Origin of the sequence: Brevibacillus sp. JB24b (assembly GCF_051713385.1) — a bacterium.
Lineage (GTDB): Bacteria > Bacillota > Bacilli > Brevibacillales > Brevibacillaceae > Brevibacillus_B > Brevibacillus_B laterosporus.
The window spans coordinates 657,017-677,232 of sequence record NZ_JBNVQV010000001.1 but is presented as its reverse complement, the minus strand read 5'-3'; the positions used below and the strand labels follow the sequence as shown (position 1 = coordinate 677,232).

Annotated in this window: 19 protein-coding genes and 1 pseudogene; 5 read left to right on the top strand and 15 right to left on the bottom strand. The window is 39.1% G+C overall.

The genetic code is table 11. The features are described 5' to 3' along the window. Positions 1 to 182 precede the first annotated feature (182 nt). Both vanS and vanR-A read right to left on the bottom strand, forming a co-directional pair. Positions 183 to 1,337 carry a vancomycin resistance histidine kinase VanS gene (vanS, locus tag ACQV1I_RS03505; RefSeq protein ID WP_116334805.1) on the bottom strand — a complete coding sequence of 385 codons (1,155 nt, stop codon included), beginning with the start codon at positions 1,335 to 1,337 and terminating at the stop codon, positions 183 to 185. Continuing rightward, positions 1,327 to 2,022, bottom strand: coding sequence for a vancomycin resistance response regulator transcription factor VanR-A (gene vanR-A / locus ACQV1I_RS03500; RefSeq protein WP_094701327.1), 696 nt, complete (start codon positions 2,020 to 2,022; stop codon positions 1,327 to 1,329). Before vanR-A ends, vanS begins: the two co-directional genes overlap by 11 nt. Before the next feature lie 510 nt (positions 2,023 to 2,532). On the opposite strand from vanR-A, the pseudogene ACQV1I_RS03495 reads away from it, so the two are divergent. Continuing rightward, a pseudogene (locus ACQV1I_RS03495) lies at positions 2,533 to 4,090 on the top strand (Tn3 family transposase); the annotation flags it as partial. A gap of 204 nt (positions 4,091 to 4,294) precedes the next feature. Here the strand turns inward: ACQV1I_RS03495 and ACQV1I_RS03490 are convergent. The 3 genes from ACQV1I_RS03490 to ACQV1I_RS03480 all read right to left on the bottom strand — a co-directional run bounded on the left by ACQV1I_RS03490 (position 4,295) and on the right by ACQV1I_RS03480 (position 5,945). Further along, positions 4,295 to 4,495 carry a hypothetical protein gene (locus tag ACQV1I_RS03490; protein WP_003335469.1) on the bottom strand — a complete coding sequence of 67 codons (201 nt, stop codon included), beginning with the start codon at positions 4,493 to 4,495 and terminating at the stop codon, positions 4,295 to 4,297. A 135-nt stretch (positions 4,496 to 4,630) separates the two neighbouring features. Next, entirely contained in the window at positions 4,631 to 4,825 is a 195-nt protein-coding gene (locus ACQV1I_RS03485) for a hypothetical protein (RefSeq protein WP_147304280.1), read from the bottom strand. 199 nt (positions 4,826 to 5,024) lie between these two features. Beyond that, positions 5,025 to 5,945 (bottom strand): proline dehydrogenase family protein, encoded by a 921-nt coding sequence (locus tag ACQV1I_RS03480; protein ID WP_094701323.1) that lies wholly within the window; start codon positions 5,943 to 5,945, stop codon positions 5,025 to 5,027. Between the two features lie 260 nt (positions 5,946 to 6,205). On the opposite strand from ACQV1I_RS03480, the gene ACQV1I_RS03475 reads away from it, so the two are divergent. Continuing rightward, positions 6,206 to 8,002 (top strand): sigma-54 interaction domain-containing protein, encoded by a 1,797-nt coding sequence (locus tag ACQV1I_RS03475; RefSeq protein WP_094701322.1) that lies wholly within the window; start codon positions 6,206 to 6,208, stop codon positions 8,000 to 8,002. 13 nt (positions 8,003 to 8,015) lie between these two features. On the opposite strand, the gene ACQV1I_RS03470 is transcribed toward ACQV1I_RS03475, so the two are convergent. The 5 genes from ACQV1I_RS03470 to ACQV1I_RS03450 all read right to left on the bottom strand — a co-directional run bounded on the left by ACQV1I_RS03470 (position 8,016) and on the right by ACQV1I_RS03450 (position 12,980). Then, positions 8,016 to 9,317: an MFS transporter gene (locus ACQV1I_RS03470; protein WP_161555115.1), complete on the bottom strand. Its 1,302-nt coding sequence runs from the start codon at positions 9,315 to 9,317 to the stop codon at positions 8,016 to 8,018. 73 nt (positions 9,318 to 9,390) lie between these two features. After that, on the bottom strand, positions 9,391 to 10,527 hold the full coding sequence (locus ACQV1I_RS03465) for a winged helix-turn-helix domain-containing protein (protein WP_275052260.1): 1,137 nt from the start codon (positions 10,525 to 10,527) through the stop codon (positions 9,391 to 9,393). Between the two features lie 207 nt (positions 10,528 to 10,734). Further along, positions 10,735 to 11,724, bottom strand: a complete 990-nt coding sequence (locus ACQV1I_RS03460) for a hypothetical protein (RefSeq protein WP_116334809.1) — start codon at positions 11,722 to 11,724, stop codon at positions 10,735 to 10,737. After that, positions 11,714 to 12,598: an ATP-binding cassette domain-containing protein gene (locus ACQV1I_RS03455; RefSeq protein ID WP_094701318.1), complete on the bottom strand. Its 885-nt coding sequence runs from the start codon at positions 12,596 to 12,598 to the stop codon at positions 11,714 to 11,716. Before ACQV1I_RS03455 ends, ACQV1I_RS03460 begins: the two co-directional genes overlap by 11 nt. Continuing rightward, entirely contained in the window at positions 12,591 to 12,980 is a 390-nt protein-coding gene (locus ACQV1I_RS03450; protein ID WP_018672392.1) for a GntR family transcriptional regulator, read from the bottom strand. Before ACQV1I_RS03450 ends, ACQV1I_RS03455 begins: the two co-directional genes overlap by 8 nt. 294 nt (positions 12,981 to 13,274) lie before the next feature. Here ACQV1I_RS03450 and ACQV1I_RS03445 point away from each other — a divergent pair, with 294 nt between their 5' ends. Beyond that, positions 13,275 to 13,451, top strand: coding sequence for a DUF5325 family protein (locus tag ACQV1I_RS03445; protein WP_161555116.1), 177 nt, complete (start codon positions 13,275 to 13,277; stop codon positions 13,449 to 13,451). A 1-nt stretch (position 13,452) separates the two neighbouring features. Here the strand turns inward: ACQV1I_RS03445 and ACQV1I_RS03440 are convergent, their stop codons facing one another. Together ACQV1I_RS03440 and ACQV1I_RS03435 are read right to left on the bottom strand one after the other, a co-directional pair. Then, positions 13,453 to 14,523: a tetraprenyl-beta-curcumene synthase family protein gene (locus tag ACQV1I_RS03440; RefSeq protein ID WP_116334810.1), complete on the bottom strand. Its 1,071-nt coding sequence runs from the start codon at positions 14,521 to 14,523 to the stop codon at positions 13,453 to 13,455. Positions 14,524 to 14,690: 167 nt separating this feature from the next. After that, a complete protein-coding gene (locus ACQV1I_RS03435; protein ID WP_104149658.1) occupies positions 14,691 to 15,278 on the bottom strand; it encodes a TetR/AcrR family transcriptional regulator in 588 nt (195 codons plus the stop codon). Positions 15,279 to 15,522: 244 nt separating this feature from the next. Between ACQV1I_RS03435 and ACQV1I_RS03430 the strand changes: the two genes are divergently transcribed. Further along, positions 15,523 to 16,743 (top strand): cytochrome P450, encoded by a 1,221-nt coding sequence (locus tag ACQV1I_RS03430; protein ID WP_094701316.1) that lies wholly within the window; start codon positions 15,523 to 15,525, stop codon positions 16,741 to 16,743. A gap of 74 nt (positions 16,744 to 16,817) precedes the next feature. On the opposite strand, the gene ACQV1I_RS03425 is transcribed toward ACQV1I_RS03430, so the two are convergent. Continuing rightward, a complete protein-coding gene (locus tag ACQV1I_RS03425; RefSeq protein ID WP_116334811.1) occupies positions 16,818 to 17,894 on the bottom strand; it encodes a CvfB family protein in 1,077 nt (358 codons plus the stop codon). 301 nt (positions 17,895 to 18,195) lie between these two features. Between ACQV1I_RS03425 and ACQV1I_RS03420 the strand changes: the two genes are divergently transcribed. Continuing rightward, positions 18,196 to 18,978, top strand: a complete 783-nt coding sequence (locus tag ACQV1I_RS03420; protein ID WP_094701314.1) for an undecaprenyl-diphosphate phosphatase — start codon at positions 18,196 to 18,198, stop codon at positions 18,976 to 18,978. Between the two features lie 108 nt (positions 18,979 to 19,086). On the opposite strand, the gene ACQV1I_RS03415 is transcribed toward ACQV1I_RS03420, so the two are convergent. Together ACQV1I_RS03415 and ACQV1I_RS03410 are read right to left on the bottom strand one after the other, a co-directional pair. Then, a complete protein-coding gene (locus ACQV1I_RS03415) occupies positions 19,087 to 19,299 on the bottom strand; it encodes a hypothetical protein (protein WP_094701313.1) in 213 nt (70 codons plus the stop codon). 145 nt (positions 19,300 to 19,444) lie between these two features. Then, complete coding sequence (locus ACQV1I_RS03410; RefSeq protein WP_116334812.1) at positions 19,445 to 20,143, bottom strand: hypothetical protein; 699 nt, start codon at positions 20,141 to 20,143, stop codon at positions 19,445 to 19,447. Positions 20,144 to 20,216 lie beyond the last annotated feature (73 nt).

Sequence of the window (20,216 nt, the reverse complement as noted above, 5' to 3'; positions counted from 1 at the left end):
AAAACGGGGATGCCAATCGCGGTAAACTTGTCATATCTTTCTCTGACGAAACGAAAAAAGCTCGTTCTTACGGTTTTAAGTCTACCGCGTAAGAACGAGCCGTTTTTTAATATTAAATTGTTAATTTCCTAAGAAAAAGTAAAGATGACCTTGAGATTTTCCTAAGAAACGATATTCATTTCTTAGGAACCCCTTTTATCAACCAAGTCTGGCAAGGCTGGAAGCTCTACCGTAAACGTCGTGTAGTTATCATTGCTTTCCGCGTAAATCTGCCCGCCATGCTGAACAATGATTTCTTTTGCAATCGCCAATCCAAGTCCCGCGCCGCCCGTATCGGAAGAACGGGCATCGTCCAGCCTGTAAAACTTTTCAAATATGGCAGCGAGCTTATCTTTTGGAATGCTCCCGGCGTTCTTGAAAGCGATGGACACCACATCCCCGGAGAGGGCCGCCGTAATGTCAATGACGCTGTTGTCCTCGCTGTATGCAGCCGCGTTTTTCAAAATATTGTTAAAGACCCTCGCCAGCTTATCGGGGTCGCCGGATACGGTCAAATCCTCGGAAGCATGGATAACCGCCTGTTTTCCATTCGCAGCAAGCTGGGGATAAAATTCATCGGTCATCTGCACCAGCATATAGTATAGGTCTATGTGCTTTTTCGTGAGCGTAATCGTTTGGAGGTTATACCGCGTAATCTCAAAAAACTCGTCGATTAGCTGTTCGAGGCGATACGCTTTGTCCAACGTGATATGCACATACTTTGCCTTTTGCTCTACCGGCATGTCTGGCGCCTCGTCAAGCAGGCTCAGATAACCGATAACGGATGTAAGGGGCGTTTTAATATCGTGCGCCAAGTACATAACAACGTCATTTTTTCTTTGTTCGGCCAGCTTTGCATCCTGCTCTCGCTTTTCCAGAGTCCGTTTTAAAGTGTTGAGCTTCTGTTCCATGAACTCCATTTCCGCAGAAAGCTCAATTTGTTTATCTTCGTTCTGAATAAGTATATCAATGCCGGTATTTATTTCGTCAAAGTATTTTGCAAATTTTGAAAGCATGACGCGGCATAGAATAAGAATACTAATGGCAATTGCCACATAAATAAAGATTTCTATATTGTTCCGTATGGTATACTGATATATTATCATCGCGTCCTGACGCTCTAAGTGATAACTGTTTTCCAAAAAACGTACGGTCCACTCCCCAAGTGTCCCCTTGATAAATAAACGCAAAAACAACACGGATACAACTGCTGCCATAACAATCACAACGATATACAGGTAGAGTTTTCTTTTTAGTTTGAAATAATCGGTTTTTTTATTCTTATTTTTATTTTTCAATTTTATAGCCAACCCCCCATACCGTTTTTATATACTTCGGATTATCAATGGTGTCGTTCATTTTTTCGCGCAGATGCCGGATATGCACGGTGATGGTGTTGTTGCTCTTGTTGAAATATTCGTCGCCCCATATCTCATGAAATAACTGCTCGGAGCTAACCACATTCCCCTTGTTTTCACAGAGGATGCGCAGGATTGAAAACTCGGTGGGAGTGAGGGATAACGGCTTCTCGTTCAGAAAACACTCATGCGTGTTTATATTAATGACAAGGCCGGAGTGGACGATAACATTTTCGTTCTGCTCCGTTACTCCACTGTATTTTTTGTATCGGCGCAACTGCGCCTTGACCCGCGCAATTAACTCCAGCGGGCGAAAGGGCTTCGTTATATAATCGTCCGCGCCGATTGTTAGCCCTGTAATTTTATCTACCTCCGTATCTTTCGCGGTCAGCATGATAATTGGATAGGTGTGCTTGTCCCTTATTTTTTGGCAGATAGCGAGGCCGCTTGCGCCGGGAAGCATGATGTCCAATATGGCAAGGTCAAGCTCGGTCTTGTCTATACATTCCAACGCTTCTTTGGCGGTATAGTATTTGAAAACCGTATAATTCTCGTTTTTCAAGTATAGCTCAACCAAATCGGCAATTTCATGTTCATCGTCCACAACAAGTATTTTATCGCTCATCGTTATCAACTCTCCTTTATGGATTTACTTTTCTCAATCGGAATCCGTTCAATAATACGATACTATACCAATCAATTTATCATTAACAAATAACCCTCAACGGTTATCTTGTTGTACAGAAGACGATTTCTTTTCTTTAAGAAAAACATCGTATGTTAAAGGGGGTGCCGGTTCCTTCTATAATCTCTTTTACATAATATTCATTGCTTAGCTACAATGAATAAGTTTAAAAATGATAGTGGCAATTCTAACAGAAATAAGATAAACCACCCTGATAATAACCACAAAGAACTTTTAGCATACTTTAAGGGTATCTTCATTTCTCACCTCACGGAATATAACAACCGTTCTCATTACTGTCAACCATTTTATTTATTATCAAGCATATTACACTATTGATATATATTGAAACAATTAACTGAATAATTGTAGAAATGAGATGATACTGTATGAAAATTGCAAGAGGTAGAGAATTGCTTATAGATTTTCTCAGTCTGCTATCAAAAGGCTAAGGCTCAGGAAGAAATTCAGAAACAAAACGGTAAAAAGCTAAATGAGAAGGTTATACACTTTACGAACATCGGACAAGCTTTAATCAAAGCAAAAGAGGAAAAATTAGACGTTTTTAAGGTTTTAGAATCCGTTATTGAATGGAATTCTTTTGTCTCTTCGGTGGAAGAAGCTCAAGCGCTTGCACGTCCTGCCGACTATGATTATTTAGACTTACTGCAAAAACGATTTTATTCACTTAGAAAATATACGCCAACGCTATTAAGGGTATTGGAATTTCATTCTACAAAGGCAAATGAACCACTTTTACAAGCTGTAGAGATTATCCGAGGAATGAACGAATCTGGAAAGCGAAAAGTACCTGACAACTCACCAGTGGACTTTATCTCAAAGCGTTGGAAAAAACACTTATATGAGGATGACGGTACAATCAATCGTCATTATTATGAAATGGCTGTCTTAACAGAACTAAGGGAACATGTTCGGGCTGGTGATGTTTCCATTAATGGGCAATAGACAATATAGAGATTTTTGAGGAATATTTGTTTTCAAAGGGTACATGGAATCAAACGAAGGGAAATACGAGGTTATCAGTTAGTTTATCATTCGAAGATTATATGACAGAGAGAACCAGCAGTCTTAATGAAAGATTAGAGTGGTTATCTGCCAATTCCAACAAGTTAGATGGAGTTTCTCTTGAAAAAGGAAAGCTATCAATTTCACGCTTAGAAAAAGATGTTCCAGAAGAAGCAAAGAAATTTAGTGCAAGCCTTTATCAGATGGTCCCAAGAATAAAATTAACCGATTTACTCATGGATGTTGCTTTTTTAACAGGATTTCATGAGCAATTCACTCATGCTTCCAATAATCGAAAGCCAGATAAAGAAGAAACAATCATTATCATGGCTGCCCTTTTAGGAATGGGAATGAATATTGGATTGAGTAAGATGGCTGAAGCAACACCCGGACTTACATATAAGCAACTAGCCAATGTGTCTCAATGGCGCATGTATGAAGATGCAATGAATAAAGCCCAAGCCGTATTAGTAAATTTTCATCACTACATGCAGATGCAAACCCACATTACGGAACTGGAAAAGGAGCCACCATCTATCGATTTACAAGTGATCAATTCTTTTTTCGGATTGACCCATTTATTAGGATTTAAATTTGCTCCAAGAATAAGAGATTTATCGGACTCAAAATTATTTCTTATTCAAGACAAAACAGCTTAGCTACAGCCTTACGTGAGATGGGTCGAATAGAAAAAAAGATATTTATTCTGAATTACATTTCGGATGAATCTTTAAGAAGGAAAATACAAAAAGGATTGAATAAAGGAGAAGCCATGAATGGACTGGCAAGAGCTATTTTCTTTGGAAAACAAGGAGAGCTTAGGGAACGAACCATACAGCAGCAATTGCAAAGAGCCAGTGCATTAAACATAATTATCAATGCCATCAGTATCTGGAATACCCTACATCTAACAAAAGCATTTGAATATCAAAAACGGACAGGTAGTTTTAATGAAGACTTATTGCATCATATATCACCTTTAGGCTGGGAACATATCAATTTACTAGGAGAATACCATTTTAATTCAGTGAAAGTGGTCTCATTAGATTCTCTAAGACCATTGAAACTTTCTTAGCGTTGTTAAAAATGGGGGAATCGTCTTGGAAATGTGCTTAGCGTTGTAAATCCGCATTTTCCTGACGGTACCCCAAATAGAAAGAATGCAACGGAGCATCCTTACTTTTATCTATTTACGAAGTTTGATTACCGTTTCACGTAATTGTTCTGTATCAATCGGTAATACTTCCACTTCATCTAAATTTTTTACTTTGTTAATTAATTCATTCACAGACTGATCCGGGATGTCACGTCCTCTAATTTGACGTAGAAAATCAAGTTGAGAAAAGGTTCTCCATAATACGAACAAGCGTTGACCAGTAAGCTCCATTTCGTTTCTCTCCCCACAACTAGAATAATTATAATTATACTACATTTATACCCCATTTTTCCTGCTTTAAAAAACTTCAATTTTCTTATAAAAAAAATTTAATTATGTATCTTCGGATCGTTTTACCCCACAAGCTTATAAATTATAGGTAAACAATAGAACTGAATTTTCACTCTCTATGTAAGCTTTCATCCCCGTACGTAGCTCAAATGTCATCCACTGTGGGCGACCAATTTTATTATAACGCACTCCATTAGGATTTGTTAATAGCTCCCAATTATCTTCTACCATACATAATATAAGCATACCAGAATTGATAACTGACTTCATGTTCCATCTACTGGAAGATGTTTGTGCCATTTAATCATTCAGGTAATCTAATCCCTTTATCTTCAGCATTCACATGAAAATAAAATAAACCAAGTTTCTAGCATAGACACCGGTGAATTGTACCCGTTTTCAGCTCTATGCAAGAAACTCGGCTTCTTATCATTTTACATCCCAATATCTATCATGTCTTGCTAACAAATTAACGGCTAAACAAGCCTTTGATTACAAATGCTACATTGGCTGGACGCTCCGCTAAACGACGCATGAAATAACCATACCAATCGTTACCATATGGAACATACACACGCATTTTATAGCCCTCTTTTGCCAAGTCTAGTTGAGATTGGGGACGAATACCATACAGCATTTGGAATTCAAATTGATCCCGAGAAATACCTAGCTCCTTCTCTAACTGCTTCACATATGCAATGATGGAATCATCATGTGTTGCAATCGCTGCATAGTTACCGTTTTGGAGATGTTGCTTAATAATCTTCTTATAATTTTCATCGACATCTGTTTTCGCTGGATAAGCCACCTCTGGTGATTCTTTATAAGCACCTTTTACCAAACGCAGGTTAACTTGTTTATCTTTCACAGCCTCCACATCATTCTCTGATTTATAGAGGTAAGCTTGAATAACCGTACCAACATTATCATAATCTTGTAACAATTCATGAAGAATTTCCAAGGTCACTTGGTTATGAGCATAATCCTCCATATCAATACGAACAAAAATATTCCCACATTGCTTGGCTGTATCTAGAATTCGACGCATGTTGCTTACACATAGGTCACGACTAATATCCAATCCTAACTGTGTCATTTTAAGCGAAAGATTACAATCCACTTTAGACTCATAGATTGCTTCAATCGTTTTCATACAATAATCAGCGGATTCATTGGCCTCTTCTACGCTAAACACAAATTCCCCAAGATGATCTAGCGTGCAGACTAGCCCTTTTTGATTCAGCTCGCGGACACCGCGAATGGCTTCTGCGATAGTTTCTCCCGCCACTACACGCCTAGCTCCAAATCGAAGCCCCCATTTTTTGGCTGCTTTATTTAATCCTTGGTTTTTAGAAAGGAATAAGAAAAAGTTCTTTAAGATTTGTTCCATCATTACATCCCCCTCAAGCTGCTTTACCTGTACATTTACTTTCTGCTTTATATACCAAGCAAGCATCATGCCAACTTATCAAATTCAGGAAAAATCTCATGAAATCGTCAATTTCTACCCTTTCAGGTGTTCCATCGTATGAAAACACATAGTATTTTGACATTTATGTACACTTTTGTTCAAAATCATGTACACTAATGGTTAAGAGTGTCTTTTTTGTGAAGTTAACATTCATAATGTCAAACAGCACAGGTGATCCTATGAAATCCTTCTTCTCTTTGCAAATGAAGGTAACAGCATTCATGTTACCGCTTTCAAACTCTGAGCTTTTTCCAAGCCAAGCGAGATTTACTGGGAATGTAATGCATTCTTACTTGCCTGAATATTGCGCCATTCCTAGTTCACATACGCTATGGCAAGCTTTTCTCTGTGTATCTAGCTTTCTTTCTCAATCAGAAATTTCAGCTTTTCGCACAAAGCTACTCGTGTTGGATTCCCCAGATGGACAGCCTATTGGGTATCTCCCCTTTGAACAATTATTTGAAACCATTGGCACAGTCGCTAACAATCAAGAAGCTCTCCTTCATACTTTATTAGCTACTATGAGTGAGGCGACTACCATTGTAGACTCTTCTAATCAGGTTGTTTATTGGAATCCGGCAGCAGAAAAGCTGTATCAAATAAAAAAAGAAGATGTTGTGGGTACTCCGTTGGATAACCATTTCGCTAGCGAATCCATTCGTTTAAAAATTGCTTTATCAGAGGGGTCAGCCGTTCAAAGGTTATACCATATCCCACGCCCTAATCAACACGTTCTTATTAACTCTGCCCCAATCACTCAATCATCAGAGATTATTGGAGCCATCTCGATTGAGCAGGACATTACCGAATTAGTCAAGCTACATGAGGAATTAACTAATACAACTGAGCATTTACACAATTTGCAACAAGAAATGACTCGCTACCAAGCTTCTACCGATCCATTTTTCCCTATAAAGGGGCATTCGCCTGCTTTACAAACAGCTATGCAAACAGCTCGGAAGGTCGCAGTAACCGATGCTACTGTCCTCATATATGGAGAGAGTGGAGTGGGTAAGGAACTATTTGCTCAGGCTATTCACCAAGTAAGTAAACGCAGTAAAAAATCTTTTGTAGCCATCAACTGTGCAGCCATTCCAGCCGCCCTATTTGAGAGCGAGCTTTTTGGTTATCAAGGGGGGGCTTTTACGGGAGCTGAGCGAAAAGGTAAACCTGGCAAAATCGAGCTGGCTCATGAAGGTACCCTCTTTTTAGACGAAATCGGGGAACTACCACTAGAATTGCAAGCGAAGTTATTGCGCGCCCTACAGGAGCGACAATTCTATCGAGTAGGTGGAACAGAACCGATTTATGTGAATACACGAATCATTGCGGCTACAAATAAAAATCTAGAAAGAATGGTGGCAGAGGGGCGTTTTCGTGAGGATTTATATTATCGATTAAATGTTTTTTCTTTAGAGCTACCATCGTTACGGGAACGTTTAGAGGATATTTTAGAATTAGTCCCCATTTTCTTACATGAATATTCTCTTGCTAACGATCACGCAGTACCTCGCATTATGCCGGATGTAATGCAAGCACTCCTTGATTATCATTGGCCTGGAAACATTCGTCAGCTCCGTAACATCATTGAGCGTTTATCTATTTTACAAGAGAATGGAGTCATTACATGGGAACATCTTCCTGCCGCATTAAAAACCACTCATGAACGTAATTCAGATAATCAAACTCATTCGGGTAGCTTATCATCAACAGAGCTGTCTTCCACCTATATAGTATCTACTGTATCTCCTTCTAATGGTAACCAGACAAGATCCGACACGTATGGCGTACACAACGAATATGTACCAGCTCGGTTCGGAAGAGAAGGTGATAAGGAAAAAACAAAAATATTACAGGCATTAGAACGCACATATGGAAATAAAAAAGCGGCCGCGCAATTATTAGGAATGTCACGCGGCACACTTTATAACAAAATGAAAAGATATGGACTTGTAGAGGAATCAAGTAAACGCTAATATCCCCCTTCCTTTAAGACACATTTATGTCTCGTGCCACATTCTGCTTTCTTTGCGGCCAAAGGTACCGCTGTAGCAGCATAGCACCTATCCCTAAAAGAGCTAGCATGATACCACAGATCTGGAAAGCGAGGCTTGGTCCCACCAAGGTCACCAAGCCTCCTCCTAAGAGCGGGGCAATTACCCAAACCATGCTACTCATAGACTGCACAATCCCCATAACTCTTCCCACTGCCTCTTTTGGTGCTTCATTCATAAACAAATAATTTGATGTTACCGACCAAAGTCCAGTACCAGCTCCTCCAATCAAGCAGGGAAGGATCATGAATACGAAATCTACACCTGCTCCCATACTCCCCAGCCAAATAAAGCACCCGCCTATTAACGTGGCACTTATTCCAATTGCAATCCCATATCCTCTCATTACACTCCGACGTTGAAGAAAACCTATCATCGTAATTGCACCTAAACCAAACAACGCTATGCCCCAGCCCATCCACTCGGGATGCAGAGGAGCTATATCCCTTACTAACACAGACATTTGCGAATCAACAAACTGAATCGTCATGGAAACAAGCAACATAAAGAAAAGACTTACTAGAAGTACTTTGTTTCTTAATACGATGCTCCATCCATCCTTCCAAGCATAAATGAATGGCTGCTTGTTTGAATCCGAACTCTTTTCTACATGGACATCTTGAGAGGTTGCGCCACACGTAATCTCCTTCTCCGTTGGCCTTATCCAACCTAGCAAACAACAAGCAAGCAACAGACAGCTTCCATTTACAACTAAACAAATTTGACTTGAGGTGACCGATAATAAAGAAGCTCCTAAAAGTGGGCCTATAATTTTGGCTAATTGAAAAATGAGTGTATTAAGACTTGTGGCTTGCAATAGCTGATCATCACTAACAATCTGACGAGTCATAGCCTGTTCTGCTGGTAAATTAATTACTTCCAAGGTAGCTCGCATTAGCAAGATGCCATATAGAATCCATACCCCCGAAGCAAACAGTAGACTGAAGGTGAACAGGGCCCTCAATAGATTGCTTGCAAGCATTACCTTTCGTTTATCCCAGCGATCAGCTAATACTCCTGCTACTTGCCCCAATAAAATCCCTGGCAGAGCATAACTAATCGGTAACAAAGCAATTAAAAGCGGAGAAGATTTCCATTCAAATGTCACGATGGCCATAATTGCAATATAGTCAAACCATCCACCAAAGCTGGATATTCCATATGCCGAAAAAAGCTTACGAAAAGTGTGATTCTTCCACACCGACACCGAACCTGATTCTCTCTGAGTAATTTCCAAAAATACCACCCTCCTCTTCCTTTCAACATGTTACCGTTGGTATGTCAGAGGAGTATCAGAAAGAACATTTTTTTTAAGAAAAGTGTTGTTCCAACTGGGCTTCTAGTCGATCGAGATATTTCTCCCAGCCTAATTTATGCTGTAGTTGCTTCCACTGTTGTTCTGCCAATTTACTAATGATCTTTAAGGCTGCTTGTTTATTCCCCAGATATCTCGTGTATTGCAAAGCCATCAAAAGGGTAGGCAAGAATTGAGAACGTTGTAGATCCTCTATCCCTTTTGTCCAATCAAGTACCCCTTCACGTTCATTACCTTTAATAGAGGTAAGCAATCCCTTATGAATTTGCCACAGTCCACTCTCCCGTAATCCTGGGAAGTAAGGTAACAAATCTTCTAGCTCTTTCAAGGATTGTTCTGCACGTCCCCATTCAGATTGGGCTGTATAAAAAATGACCTCTTCCGTCATGAGTAAGAAATGAAGCCACTCATTCCCCTGCTCTCTTGCCATTATCCAGTTACTCTTCAAAATTTGCGCAGCCTGTTCAATTTGGTTCGTTTGCACGTAAAAAGAGATTAGATTTATCGGTAGTTCAGTTTGTCCATATGAAGGAAGACAGCCTGATTGAAGTGCCTGTTCACAGAAATGTAAGGCTTTCGTTGTATTCTTTGAAAAGCCTATATAAAAAAGTAACAAAAAATAGGCGCGGTGCTGAAAAGAATGATCATTTGATTCTAACAATCGCTGTACATCTATTTTAGAGAAATAAGAGAGACACTTGAAATCTTCATCAACAGGCAACCCCCATTTTTGTTGATGACTCAGCATAGTAACTAGCTGTTCTCCTAGACCTAGAAAGTGATACGTATGTAAAAGCTCTCTTGTTTTTTGTTGAAGCAATGTATTTTTAGCAAATGAAGTAATCTCTCCATGCTTATCCTTTACATAGAAACGATAGCCTCTGCCGCGAATCGTTTCTATTTCATATAAGTGAATATACTTCCCTAGCTTTTTTCTCAAGCGATAAATATGATCATCTACTGTTCGGTCTATAGGCGCTTCTTGAGGCCAGACGTGATCTAATAGTTGTTCGCGCGAAAGGCTTTGATTCTGGTTTTGAAATAAAAATTGCAGAAGAGCATATTCTTTTGGTAAAAATGAGATAGAGTCTGACAAGATTTCTACTGTAAAAGCATCATCATGGAACAGCAAGCAATCAACTCCTGAGAGACAGAATGTTTCATTTATTATAATCAATAAGCTGTACTTTGCCGATCCCCTCTTGTCATAAAAGAAAATGTACTAAACCAAACCCTTATTACTAGCCGTTTTGAAAAAAATAACCTTGTTGCAAAGCCAGATAGTGGTACGCCCACTCCATCTAGCATATGACAACAAGGCTATCCATTTACATGTGAATTACATACGAATCCGAGCATTACGTAAAAAGTAAGATCCGATCGCTGCTAAAACCCCTAGAGAGATAAATCCGGCGTAATACGTGAATAAATCCTTCTCAATGACAGTTGAGGAAAAAAGCCCCCCAAGCAAGGCAAAACACAGAATAGCTCCCCCATAAAAAACAGGCTCTATCGCTGGAAACATAATAACCTTGCCATTATTCTCTAATCGATTACGTTGATATAAGAAGATACCGAGTCCTAATGTAACAAGCAAATGAATAAACGGAATTAATAAAGGTGACGATAGCTTTCCAAACAGGTTTACCAATACTACTGGACTTGTCAACAAAATGAGATTTATCGGAAATAGGTCAAAATTCAATTGGATACCAAAGTTCATTTGTAAAAATCCATTAATTAAGAAGGCAATTCCAACAGGAAAGATACTAAAGATTATGGACAGCATGGCTTGAACCATCGTTCCACCCGATAGGGTTCCAATCATCAGTACGAAGCTATAAAATGCGATTAGACCTAATGATGACTGGAGTAATGGATAAAGATGTTCCTTCAAAATGAAAAACTCTCTAAAAGGTGATACCAAAATAACTGTCATATCAATCAAAGTATTCAACATCAAACTAATAACAATCGCTGATGCTCCCAGCATCCATTTGGTCAAATAAATATCTCTGCGTGAAAAAGGCATCGAGAAAGTAAAGTCATTTACTAAACTTCTTCTCTCTGATCCCATCAAGGTCAAAGCAAGTAATAAAAGTAGGGGGAAGCTAGCAAGTAGATAATTTGAATTATTGGAAACGAGATAAAAAAATTCTGCCCCTTCTTTTTTAAATTGAGCTACGTTCATAATGACCTGGTTTTCAGTTAGAAATAAGGTATTCTGCATACGGGTGAAGCCCATACAGAGAAAGGTGATAAATGGTAATAACCATATCATTGATTTACTCTGTTTCCATTCCTTTAGCCATAATGCTTTATGAAACATAATCGTCACCACCTAGCTTGGTAATAAATAAATCTTCTAAATCAACTGGTAATTTTTCTAATAATAACGGTTGCTCTTCTTGTAATCTGGCTAATGCTGATCCTGTTGGGTCCTCCAGTAGTAATGTATGTACACGTCCTACCTGATGGAGAAGATAGACCTGTGGCAAGTCAAGCAGTGTCTGTGGAGCATCTCCTTTAAAAACCACTTGAAACTTTTTAAACCTCTCCTCTGTATCTGATTGTGAGGTCGTTGCCTCAACACTTCCTTTTTTTATCATGATAATCATATCAGATATTCTTTCTAACTCTTCTAGTTGGTGCGAAGAAATGAGAAAGCTTACTTCACGTTCGGCAACTTCTTCAACAATCATGCCTAGTACCTGTTTTTTGACTATCGGATCAATTCCGTTTGTTGGTTCATCTAGTATAATTACGGATACCTTTGAGGAGAACGCTAGGATCAGTGATGCCAGTGCTTTCATTCCTTTAGAGAACTGACGAATTCTTTTGCGTCTCGGAAGCTTAAAACGCTCCATCAACGTTACATAGTGATCATGATCAAAGTTAGGATACATAGCTTTGTACAGCTTGGCGCATTCATCCGGTGTATAAAAATGGAGCGCTTCAGGAGAATCGGGAACAAAAAGCATGTCTCTTTTACATTCTGGATGTTGGTGTATGGAGCGACCATTTAACTCCACACTCCCCCCATCCGTATCCAAAATTCCCATGATTGTACGCAATAATGTTGTTTTACCCGATCCATTACGACCAACAAGACCGACAATTACACCCTTAGGTATTTCAAAGCTAATGTTATGTAATATTTCTTCTTCATCTATTATTTTATTTACATTATATAAACTAAGCATCTGAATCACCTCGTAATTCTAACATGTACTTCTCAACCCATTCTTGTACTTGCTGTGTGCTAATCCCTAGGTAACTTGCTTCAATAACGATTTGTTTTAACGATTCCTGAAATTTATCCAAACGTTCTATTTCCATCCGAGGAACCTGCTGCTTGGCAACGAAAGTTCCTTTTCCACGCAATGTCTCGATTATTCCTTGTCTCTCCAATTCCTGATATGCCTTACTCACTGTATTTGGATTTACGACAATCATGCCAGACAGCTCTCGTACCGATGGCAATTTTTCTCCCTCCTGTAGTATCCCTTTTAGAATCAACTCTTTTATTTGCTGAATGATCTGCTCATAAATGGGCGAAGGACTTCGTTCATTAATCAGGATCATAATAATCAACCACCTCTTACCGTTCGGTGTGTACTATATCATCTAGTACAATTAATACACTACTTCTTTTTTTTATTGGTGTCAATACCTTCCACAAGTATATCGAGAAATTACACTTCCTATTTCTGCATTAAAAAAGCCTTCACCAACCTAATGAGATTGGCAAAGGCTTATGAAGATAGGACGTGTCGAGGAAATACTATTTTTAACGGCACTTCCATATTCAGAAAATGTAAAACAAACCGAAAAAATAAGGTATAATAGGAACACCGTCAACAAAGGAGGTATTCCCTGATGAATCAATATAAATTGGTGACTTTTTGCCTTGCAGTATTAGTTGCCTTCTGCTTGGTAGGAGTAGGTATCTTTATTGGGCTGAAAAGCACACTGGGCATCATTGGCTGCTTAGTATTGGCAACCTGTTTGATGGGGTTTGGATTCTCTTACAAAAAGAAGCATCTTCGTCCATAAATCATGTTTCTTTCCGGCGAATAAATAGGCTGTTAACGTAAAATAAAAAAGAAGTGAAACTACTTGCCTTTTTTAATAAACGCTTGGAAATCGTATAAATTTGCGGCTGTTCCCGATTTACTTTCTGATCGGCCAAATAAAAAGCAAGTAGCCCGTCAACGATCATGCGATGAAACGCAGGATGAGGCAATTGATCAATGCTTCGTTTGGCACGTTCAATAAAGTATTGCAGCCGCTCATACGCTTCTTCGTCAGATTGATAATAGCTGACAAAGTTCAAATCTCCACCTTCCCGATCCTCTTCCAAATCGATCAGATAATCTAGCAAAATATGTACTCCACCTATCCAAGGAAAATAGGCATGATGTAATGCTTCGATTTCCTTCTGATCAACCACAGGCTCTGTTGCCAAACAAAACAACGCAAAAATACCAACTGTTGAACCAGTCGCTGCAGCAAACTCTTGCCATTCTATCTCAGGATAGCTTTCCTTATGCTGGTCCCACCATGTTAATAAAGCTTCTTCCCGCTTCTCTTGGGCGATATGTTTATATACTTGCAAATCGCTATAGAGCGTAGATAAATTCAGAATATGTTGCTGAACATCTTTATAAGAAGGTAGCTTTTGAATCATCTCTTGACATCGCAAAACCAATCCAGTCAAAAAGCCCCCGTCGTCCTTTTCCTCACGAAACTCATAGTAGTCTCTTAGCGGTGCATCAGGAGTTAGTGCATCCTGCATGGAATAATGCAGCTGGCGAAAGTCAATTGGATCAAGTGATGTACTGCGATCACACAAATTATCTAGATAATCACTGATTGTCTGATAAGCTACGATTAGCTTGACCAGCGTTTCTTTATAAGAAATAACTTGAGAAGCATAAACAGAGCCACCCTGACAATGAAATTTCTTGGAATCCATGCTGGCTATGGCTTGTTTTCGAAGTTCCCTATTTGGGATTTCTTTCGCTCGTTCGTACCAATAAGCGAACTCTTGCTCAAGCAAGGGCAAAATGTAGCGATAGACGCGAAAAAGTAATTGCCAAGGCTTATGAATCGGTTTCGCTTGCAAGCTAAAGTTCCTCCTTTGGTTTTTTGCTATAAAACATCTTAACATATCTCAGGAGGAAAAATCTGCTTTATCCCCGTGTGTAACCAAATTGATATATCTATAGAACGAGGCTTCTGGAAATATGACAGATTCCAAACTTAGGCTCCTTTGCTTTCTACTATTCTTATTTACTTACATATAGATGAAATTGTCTTCTTCATATACTTGTGCATAGCCTCAACCAGTGGATACTTCCCATTATGGATACACCAATCAAAAATAATTCCTCTAGAGAGCATAATTAAATATTCAAGTATTTCGCCCTCTTTGAAATCAGTCGTTAATTCCTGTCTAGCTTGCCCCCGATTAATAATTTCCTGAAGTTTTGTCCATGTAGAGGAATTTTTTAAAGTAAACAGTCGATTATTTCCATGATAAAGCTGCTTATTAATGTGCAACCCCAATTCAGACGTATGCTTTGCCAATTGAACAAAAAAATGTAAGAGCTGATCTTTTGTTGGCTCTTGCTTTTCGTCAGCTTGTATATCAAGAGCAAAGCGTTTATCTATTTCCTGAAATAAACAAAGATAAATTTCTTCCTTGGAACTAAAGTAGTAATAAAATGTTCCCACTGATACATTTGCTTTCTTACTAATTTCCTCGATAGAGATGCTTTCAAAATTTTTTTCTTTTATCAAATCCAGAGCTACATGATAAATAGTGCGCTTTGTTTCTATTGCTTTTTCTTGTCGCTTGGTTAATTTTCTTTCCTGCATAGTATTTATTCTCCTAGTAACATGTACGTATTGGAAGACAGCAAAAACCACATTTTGCGAAAGCATTTGCCACTCCCTAGAAAATATTGTATCAATTTTTCCAATATACAGCATACAATCTTCGGAAGTAAAAAATTTACATTTTATCTTCCATCATTTATACTTGTTTTATAAACTGAATTACATTCAGTGAATGATATTCAGTTTAATTATTTTCGACATTTTTAAAGGAGGAAATAGTATCATGAATGACTTTAAACAATCTTTTATTATGATTCCTAGCAATTATTTTAGAGATGAAGAAGTTCAACTAGATCCTTATCATCCTTTTCAGTGGTACGAAAAAATGAGGCACCAAACTCCCGTTTATTATAATGAAAGGGCAGACATGTGGAACGTTTTTTTATATCAAGATGTCAAGCGTGTAATGGAAGATAAAAATTATTTTTCTAGTGTATTGCCTCCAAAAAGAGCATCTCCATTTAATCGAAGTGTGATTGGCATGGATCAGCCTATGCACACAGATATTCGTTCCATTGTTATGCATTCTTTTACTCCAAAAATGATGAAATCCTGGGCCCCACGTATTGAAGAAATCACGAAGGAGCTTCTGGAAAACGTACAAGATAAACAAGAATTTGATCTAGTACAGGATTTCTCATACCCGCTACCTGTCATTGTAATTGCAGAGATGTTGGGGGTTCCTTCGTCAGAGATGCCGAAATTTAAAGAATGGTCAGATATCGTTGTTAGTTCTCCAGACACCGATGATCCAGATCATCTGGCACAATTCCTATCGGTTCGTACACAGGCCGACGAGGAGTTAACCAGCTTTTTTACAGAGATTGTTGATCAAAAACGAAGAAACCCTCATCAAGAAAATAATATTATATCTATTCTTATTCAGGCTGAAAGCGAAGACAGTAAAATTTCCATTGATGAACTTGTGGCTTTTTGTAAATTATTATTAGTGGCAGGAAATGAGACGACAACAAACTTTATTTCTAATGCGATGTATAGTCTATTGGAACATCCCGAAGCTTATAGACAAGTCCAACAAGATTTGTCCCTTGTTCCCCAAGCTTTGGAAGAAACATTACGCTATCGTTCTCCAGCGCAGCGAGTCGTTCGTAGAGTAAAAGAGGATGTAGAAATCGGTACTAATCTACTAAAAAAAGATCAGATCGTAATTTCATGGATAGGGTCAGCTAATCGAGATGAGACAGTATTCGAACATGCTTCTACATTTGATATCAGCCGAAAGGTAAATCCTCATCTTGCCTTTGGACAGGGCATTCATTTCTGCTTAGGCGCGCCTTTAGCCAGATTAGAAGCAAAAATATCTTTGACAGAATTATTAAAAAACGATAAACGTATTTCATTCCACGATATCAATCGCCCGGTGCCTATTAAAAATAGCACTACCATTTATGGTTTAAAAAGCTTTCCCATTATCGTTACCTAACGATATCTCTATTTTATCTATTCAAGCTTATGCTACATGCTAAAACCCTCCATAGGAGGGTTTTAGCTACTTGTTTATGATTCTAGATTCTCTTCTAGTTCTCTCTGATGATTCATATAAACTTCCTTTTTAAGATGTGTCCAGCCATCAACTTGCTCAACCAGGCCCTCTTTCATGAGTTTGCCCATGGCACGTTTAAAGGAAGCTTTACTCATTTCGAAGCGATCCTTAATCTCTTCTGGCGTAGATTTATCTGTGTATGGCATCGCTCCACGTTCCTTTAGCACGCCTAAAAGTATCTGAGCATCAATTCCATAACGTACTTCTTTACGTTCCTGCATGGACCCATTCAAGCGGCCATCTTCGCGCACATAGCTGACCCGTGCTCGTACTCTTTGTCCCATGCGCAAGGATTCAGTCATTTCATCCTGATGAATAAATAAGATATGCTTATCGTCAGTGAAAATGAATACACCTTCCATAAACACACGGTACACGATACCTTCTACCCATTGATTCTTCATTTCGCTAGATGCATTCCGAGATAAGTCCCAAATGATATCTTCAGTGGCTGGTTGTCCTAGAAGACGACCGCGTTTATCAAGTTTTAAGGTCACCAACAATTTATCCCCAGCTTGTGGCCACTCTTCCCATTCCTTAGGCAGATCATCTTTAAATACCAGCAGGTCTTTTTGAATTCCATTATGTAAGAAGACGCCTACGCGTGTAGAAACATCCACAACATCTAACCATTTATACTCGCCCTCTTTCACCAAAGGCATCTGCATTGTTGCTGCTAAGCGATTTTCATGGTCGTGATACAAAAAGACTTTAACGGTATCGCCTAGCTCTAACTGGTCTGTCGCTTCGTTTTGATGCAATAAGATATCAACTTCGCCATCTGTTAGAAAATATCCATACTCTTCCACTCTAGAAACAGGCAAAGAAACAATCATCCCTGCATTATACTTCGTAGACTGAGCTGGCATCGTCTTTTCAGAAAAGCTGGCTCCCCTGCCATCCCCTCTGTATCCAGCACCCGAAGAGCTAAAGCGGCCGCCTTGCTGTCTGCCACTACCTCCGCCGCTTCTGGCACCACGTCCTCCTCTTCCTTGTCCATCTCTATTACCAAACTGTCGCTTATCTCTCATTTCGTCACTTCCTACTCTATGTCACGCTCAATATATTTCGTAAGGTTATCCCTTCGTCCCCTCATTATACACAATCTGTTGGTGCGTTCCACGTGAGACTTCACAGCTTGTAAGGATTTTGCAAAAAATGAATAAAAAATGGAGCTTTTTCACACCTCAATCTGTAGGAACAGCTTTCATTGCCCATCATTTACAATAAACATCTTTCTAAATTTTTATCCATAAAAACAGCAAGTCCGACTCCTTATCTGCATACACTTGTCTTATCGAGTAGTAATTCATCCTAAGAGGAGAGAAGAGCATGCTAGCATATATAGAATCAATTTTTCTTGGTATCATTCAAGGATTTACCGAATTTTTGCCTATATCAAGCACGGGACATCTTGTCCTGTTTGGCAAATTGTTCGGATTACGTGAAGCTGGTCTGTTATTTGACACATTACTCCATCTAGGGACACTTGTTGCCGTTGTCATTGTCTTTTGGACTGAAATTATCTATGTAATTCGCCATCCGTTCAGCAAATTAACTCGTTTGTTGATCGTAGGTACCGTTCCAACTGGAATTATTGGTCTGACTTTCAAAGATTACTTCGAGAAAATCTCACAGACTGGGCAAACCATCGGGGTAGAGTTTCTCGCTACGGGGCTGATTCTATGGGCCGTGGAATCCATGCGCAAGGGTACACGAGACTTTGAACAAATCAATTACATAGATGCCTTATTTATCGGTACTTTGCAAGGAGCGGCTATTTTACCAGCCATTTCTCGTTCTGGCCTCACAATTGCTGGTGCATTGTTAAGAGGAATTGATCGAAATGATGCCGCTCGTTTTTCCTTTTTGCTATCTCTTCCAGCTATCTTAGGAGCTTGCGTTTTACAGGTCAAAGATTTAGTGGAACAGCCCGTATTACCAAGCGGTATTATTCCTATGCTGGTAGGAGCTATGTTTGCTGCTATAACAGGATATATCGCTATTCGTTGGATGATAAAACTGATCAGTAGCGGATCAATGAAAGTCTTTGCCTACTATGTATTCGCTTTAGGTGCTTGCATTATCGTATTACAATGGTTCGGAAAATGGTAGCGTTCTATTTTGCGCATAAGAGAAAAGCGTACAGGAGCTATTCGTGCATCTTCTGTACGCTCTTTACTGTTACAAGTAAATGTTTTTCGTTTGAAAAAGAGACTAAATCTACCGATTCCCTTCCCGTTCCTTCTCATTATAACGCTGGGCAACCATTTTCATGACCATAAAAAATACGGCATATACAGATATTGCTAGTAACGAGGTTGCAAACCACGTCGGAGTCCCCAGACTAAGATACATGACAATATGAGCAATAAACAACCCAATAATCCATGCTAGTAAGTTAGCCCTCTGAAAAAAGTTCATTAGTGAACGCATATTACTCCTCCATCCTAGTGTTCCTAGGATTGGTATTGCCCAACTAATTAAAAACTATTCGTTGAAAAAGCCTGAATAGTAGTAAATGTCATTTTGCAGTCAAGTTAGCTTTTTATTATACGGTAAAATTATCCATATCAATCCCTCAGGATATAACATCAAGAACAAAGCTCCTTATTTTCCCTTCTCCGTCTACTCCAATTCGTATAACATCAACGACTACCTCAGATGGATTTTTGGTATTAACACGCTGATACGTAATCACTCTGGTCCCCTGTAATATATTGTCAAGTTCAGTAGCAGCTTGGCTAACCGGTAGCTCATAAGGTAAATTAGATGCTATCTGATACTCATTAGCTTCTCTGCCCAGCATCCTTTCAAGAAATACCTGAGCTTGTTTTGCAGCTTCCCCTTCGCCGGGCAAATAATGGCCAGGCTTGCTTTTTACACCTATAGATAGCGCTCGCAATAAGTGACCATTTTTTCCATTGATCGTAAGAGATAGCTTTTCATCTTCTCCTTTTATCAATTGAACGTCCCAGTATTCCCGACTTTCTTCTCGGCGAAATGTTCCTTTAACAATCTGGTACTGGCTCCATGGCTCATAGCTACTTATCAGATGCTCAATTCTCTCACGCCATTCTTTAGGCCAAGCTTTCTGGGGATTTTGCTGTTTCAAGGGGATGACTACTGCCTTCTCTCCACTTTTTCCTGTATTTTTAGTAAATGGTGAAGCTGACTTTACTACGTCTGCTTGTACCCAGGCTAGGTTTAGAACCAAGGTTACTATACAAGTGGTGTACAGCATTCCTATCATCTTACGTCTCGGTACCTTTCGTTTCATATATACCTTCTCCTTCGTTTATAAGTGATGGGAAGAATTCCAGTAGCATTGCTCTATTAGACAGTTTATAAGT

Coding starts and splice junctions, on each gene's coding strand:
- ACQV1I_RS03445 (WP_161555116.1), top strand. CDS start 13,275: ATGAATCAATATAAATTGGTGACTTTTTGCCTTGCAGTATTAGTTGCC.
- ACQV1I_RS03430 (WP_094701316.1), top strand. CDS start 15,523: ATGAATGACTTTAAACAATCTTTTATTATGATTCCTAGCAATTATTTT.
- vanR-A (WP_094701327.1), bottom strand. CDS start 2,022: ATGAGCGATAAAATACTTGTTGTGGACGATGAACATGAAATTGCCGAT.
- ACQV1I_RS03490 (WP_003335469.1), bottom strand. CDS start 4,495: ATGGAGCTTACTGGTCAACGCTTGTTCGTATTATGGAGAACCTTTTCT.
- ACQV1I_RS03455 (WP_094701318.1), bottom strand. CDS start 12,598: ATGCTTAGTTTATATAATGTAAATAAAATAATAGATGAAGAAGAAATA.
- ACQV1I_RS03480 (WP_094701323.1), bottom strand. CDS start 5,945: ATGGAACAAATCTTAAAGAACTTTTTCTTATTCCTTTCTAAAAACCAA.
- ACQV1I_RS03485 (WP_147304280.1), bottom strand. CDS start 4,825: ATGAAGTCAGTTATCAATTCTGGTATGCTTATATTATGTATGGTAGAA.
- ACQV1I_RS03450 (WP_018672392.1), bottom strand. CDS start 12,980: ATGATCCTGATTAATGAACGAAGTCCTTCGCCCATTTATGAGCAGATC.
- ACQV1I_RS03410 (WP_116334812.1), bottom strand. CDS start 20,143: ATGAAACGAAAGGTACCGAGACGTAAGATGATAGGAATGCTGTACACC.
- ACQV1I_RS03415 (WP_094701313.1), bottom strand. CDS start 19,299: ATGCGTTCACTAATGAACTTTTTTCAGAGGGCTAACTTACTAGCATGG.
- ACQV1I_RS03475 (WP_094701322.1), top strand. CDS start 6,206: ATGAAATCCTTCTTCTCTTTGCAAATGAAGGTAACAGCATTCATGTTA.
- ACQV1I_RS03420 (WP_094701314.1), top strand. CDS start 18,196: ATGCTAGCATATATAGAATCAATTTTTCTTGGTATCATTCAAGGATTT.
- ACQV1I_RS03425 (WP_116334811.1), bottom strand. CDS start 17,894: ATGAGAGATAAGCGACAGTTTGGTAATAGAGATGGACAAGGAAGAGGA.
- ACQV1I_RS03435 (WP_104149658.1), bottom strand. CDS start 15,278: ATGCAGGAAAGAAAATTAACCAAGCGACAAGAAAAAGCAATAGAAACA.
- ACQV1I_RS03460 (WP_116334809.1), bottom strand. CDS start 11,724: ATGTTTCATAAAGCATTATGGCTAAAGGAATGGAAACAGAGTAAATCA.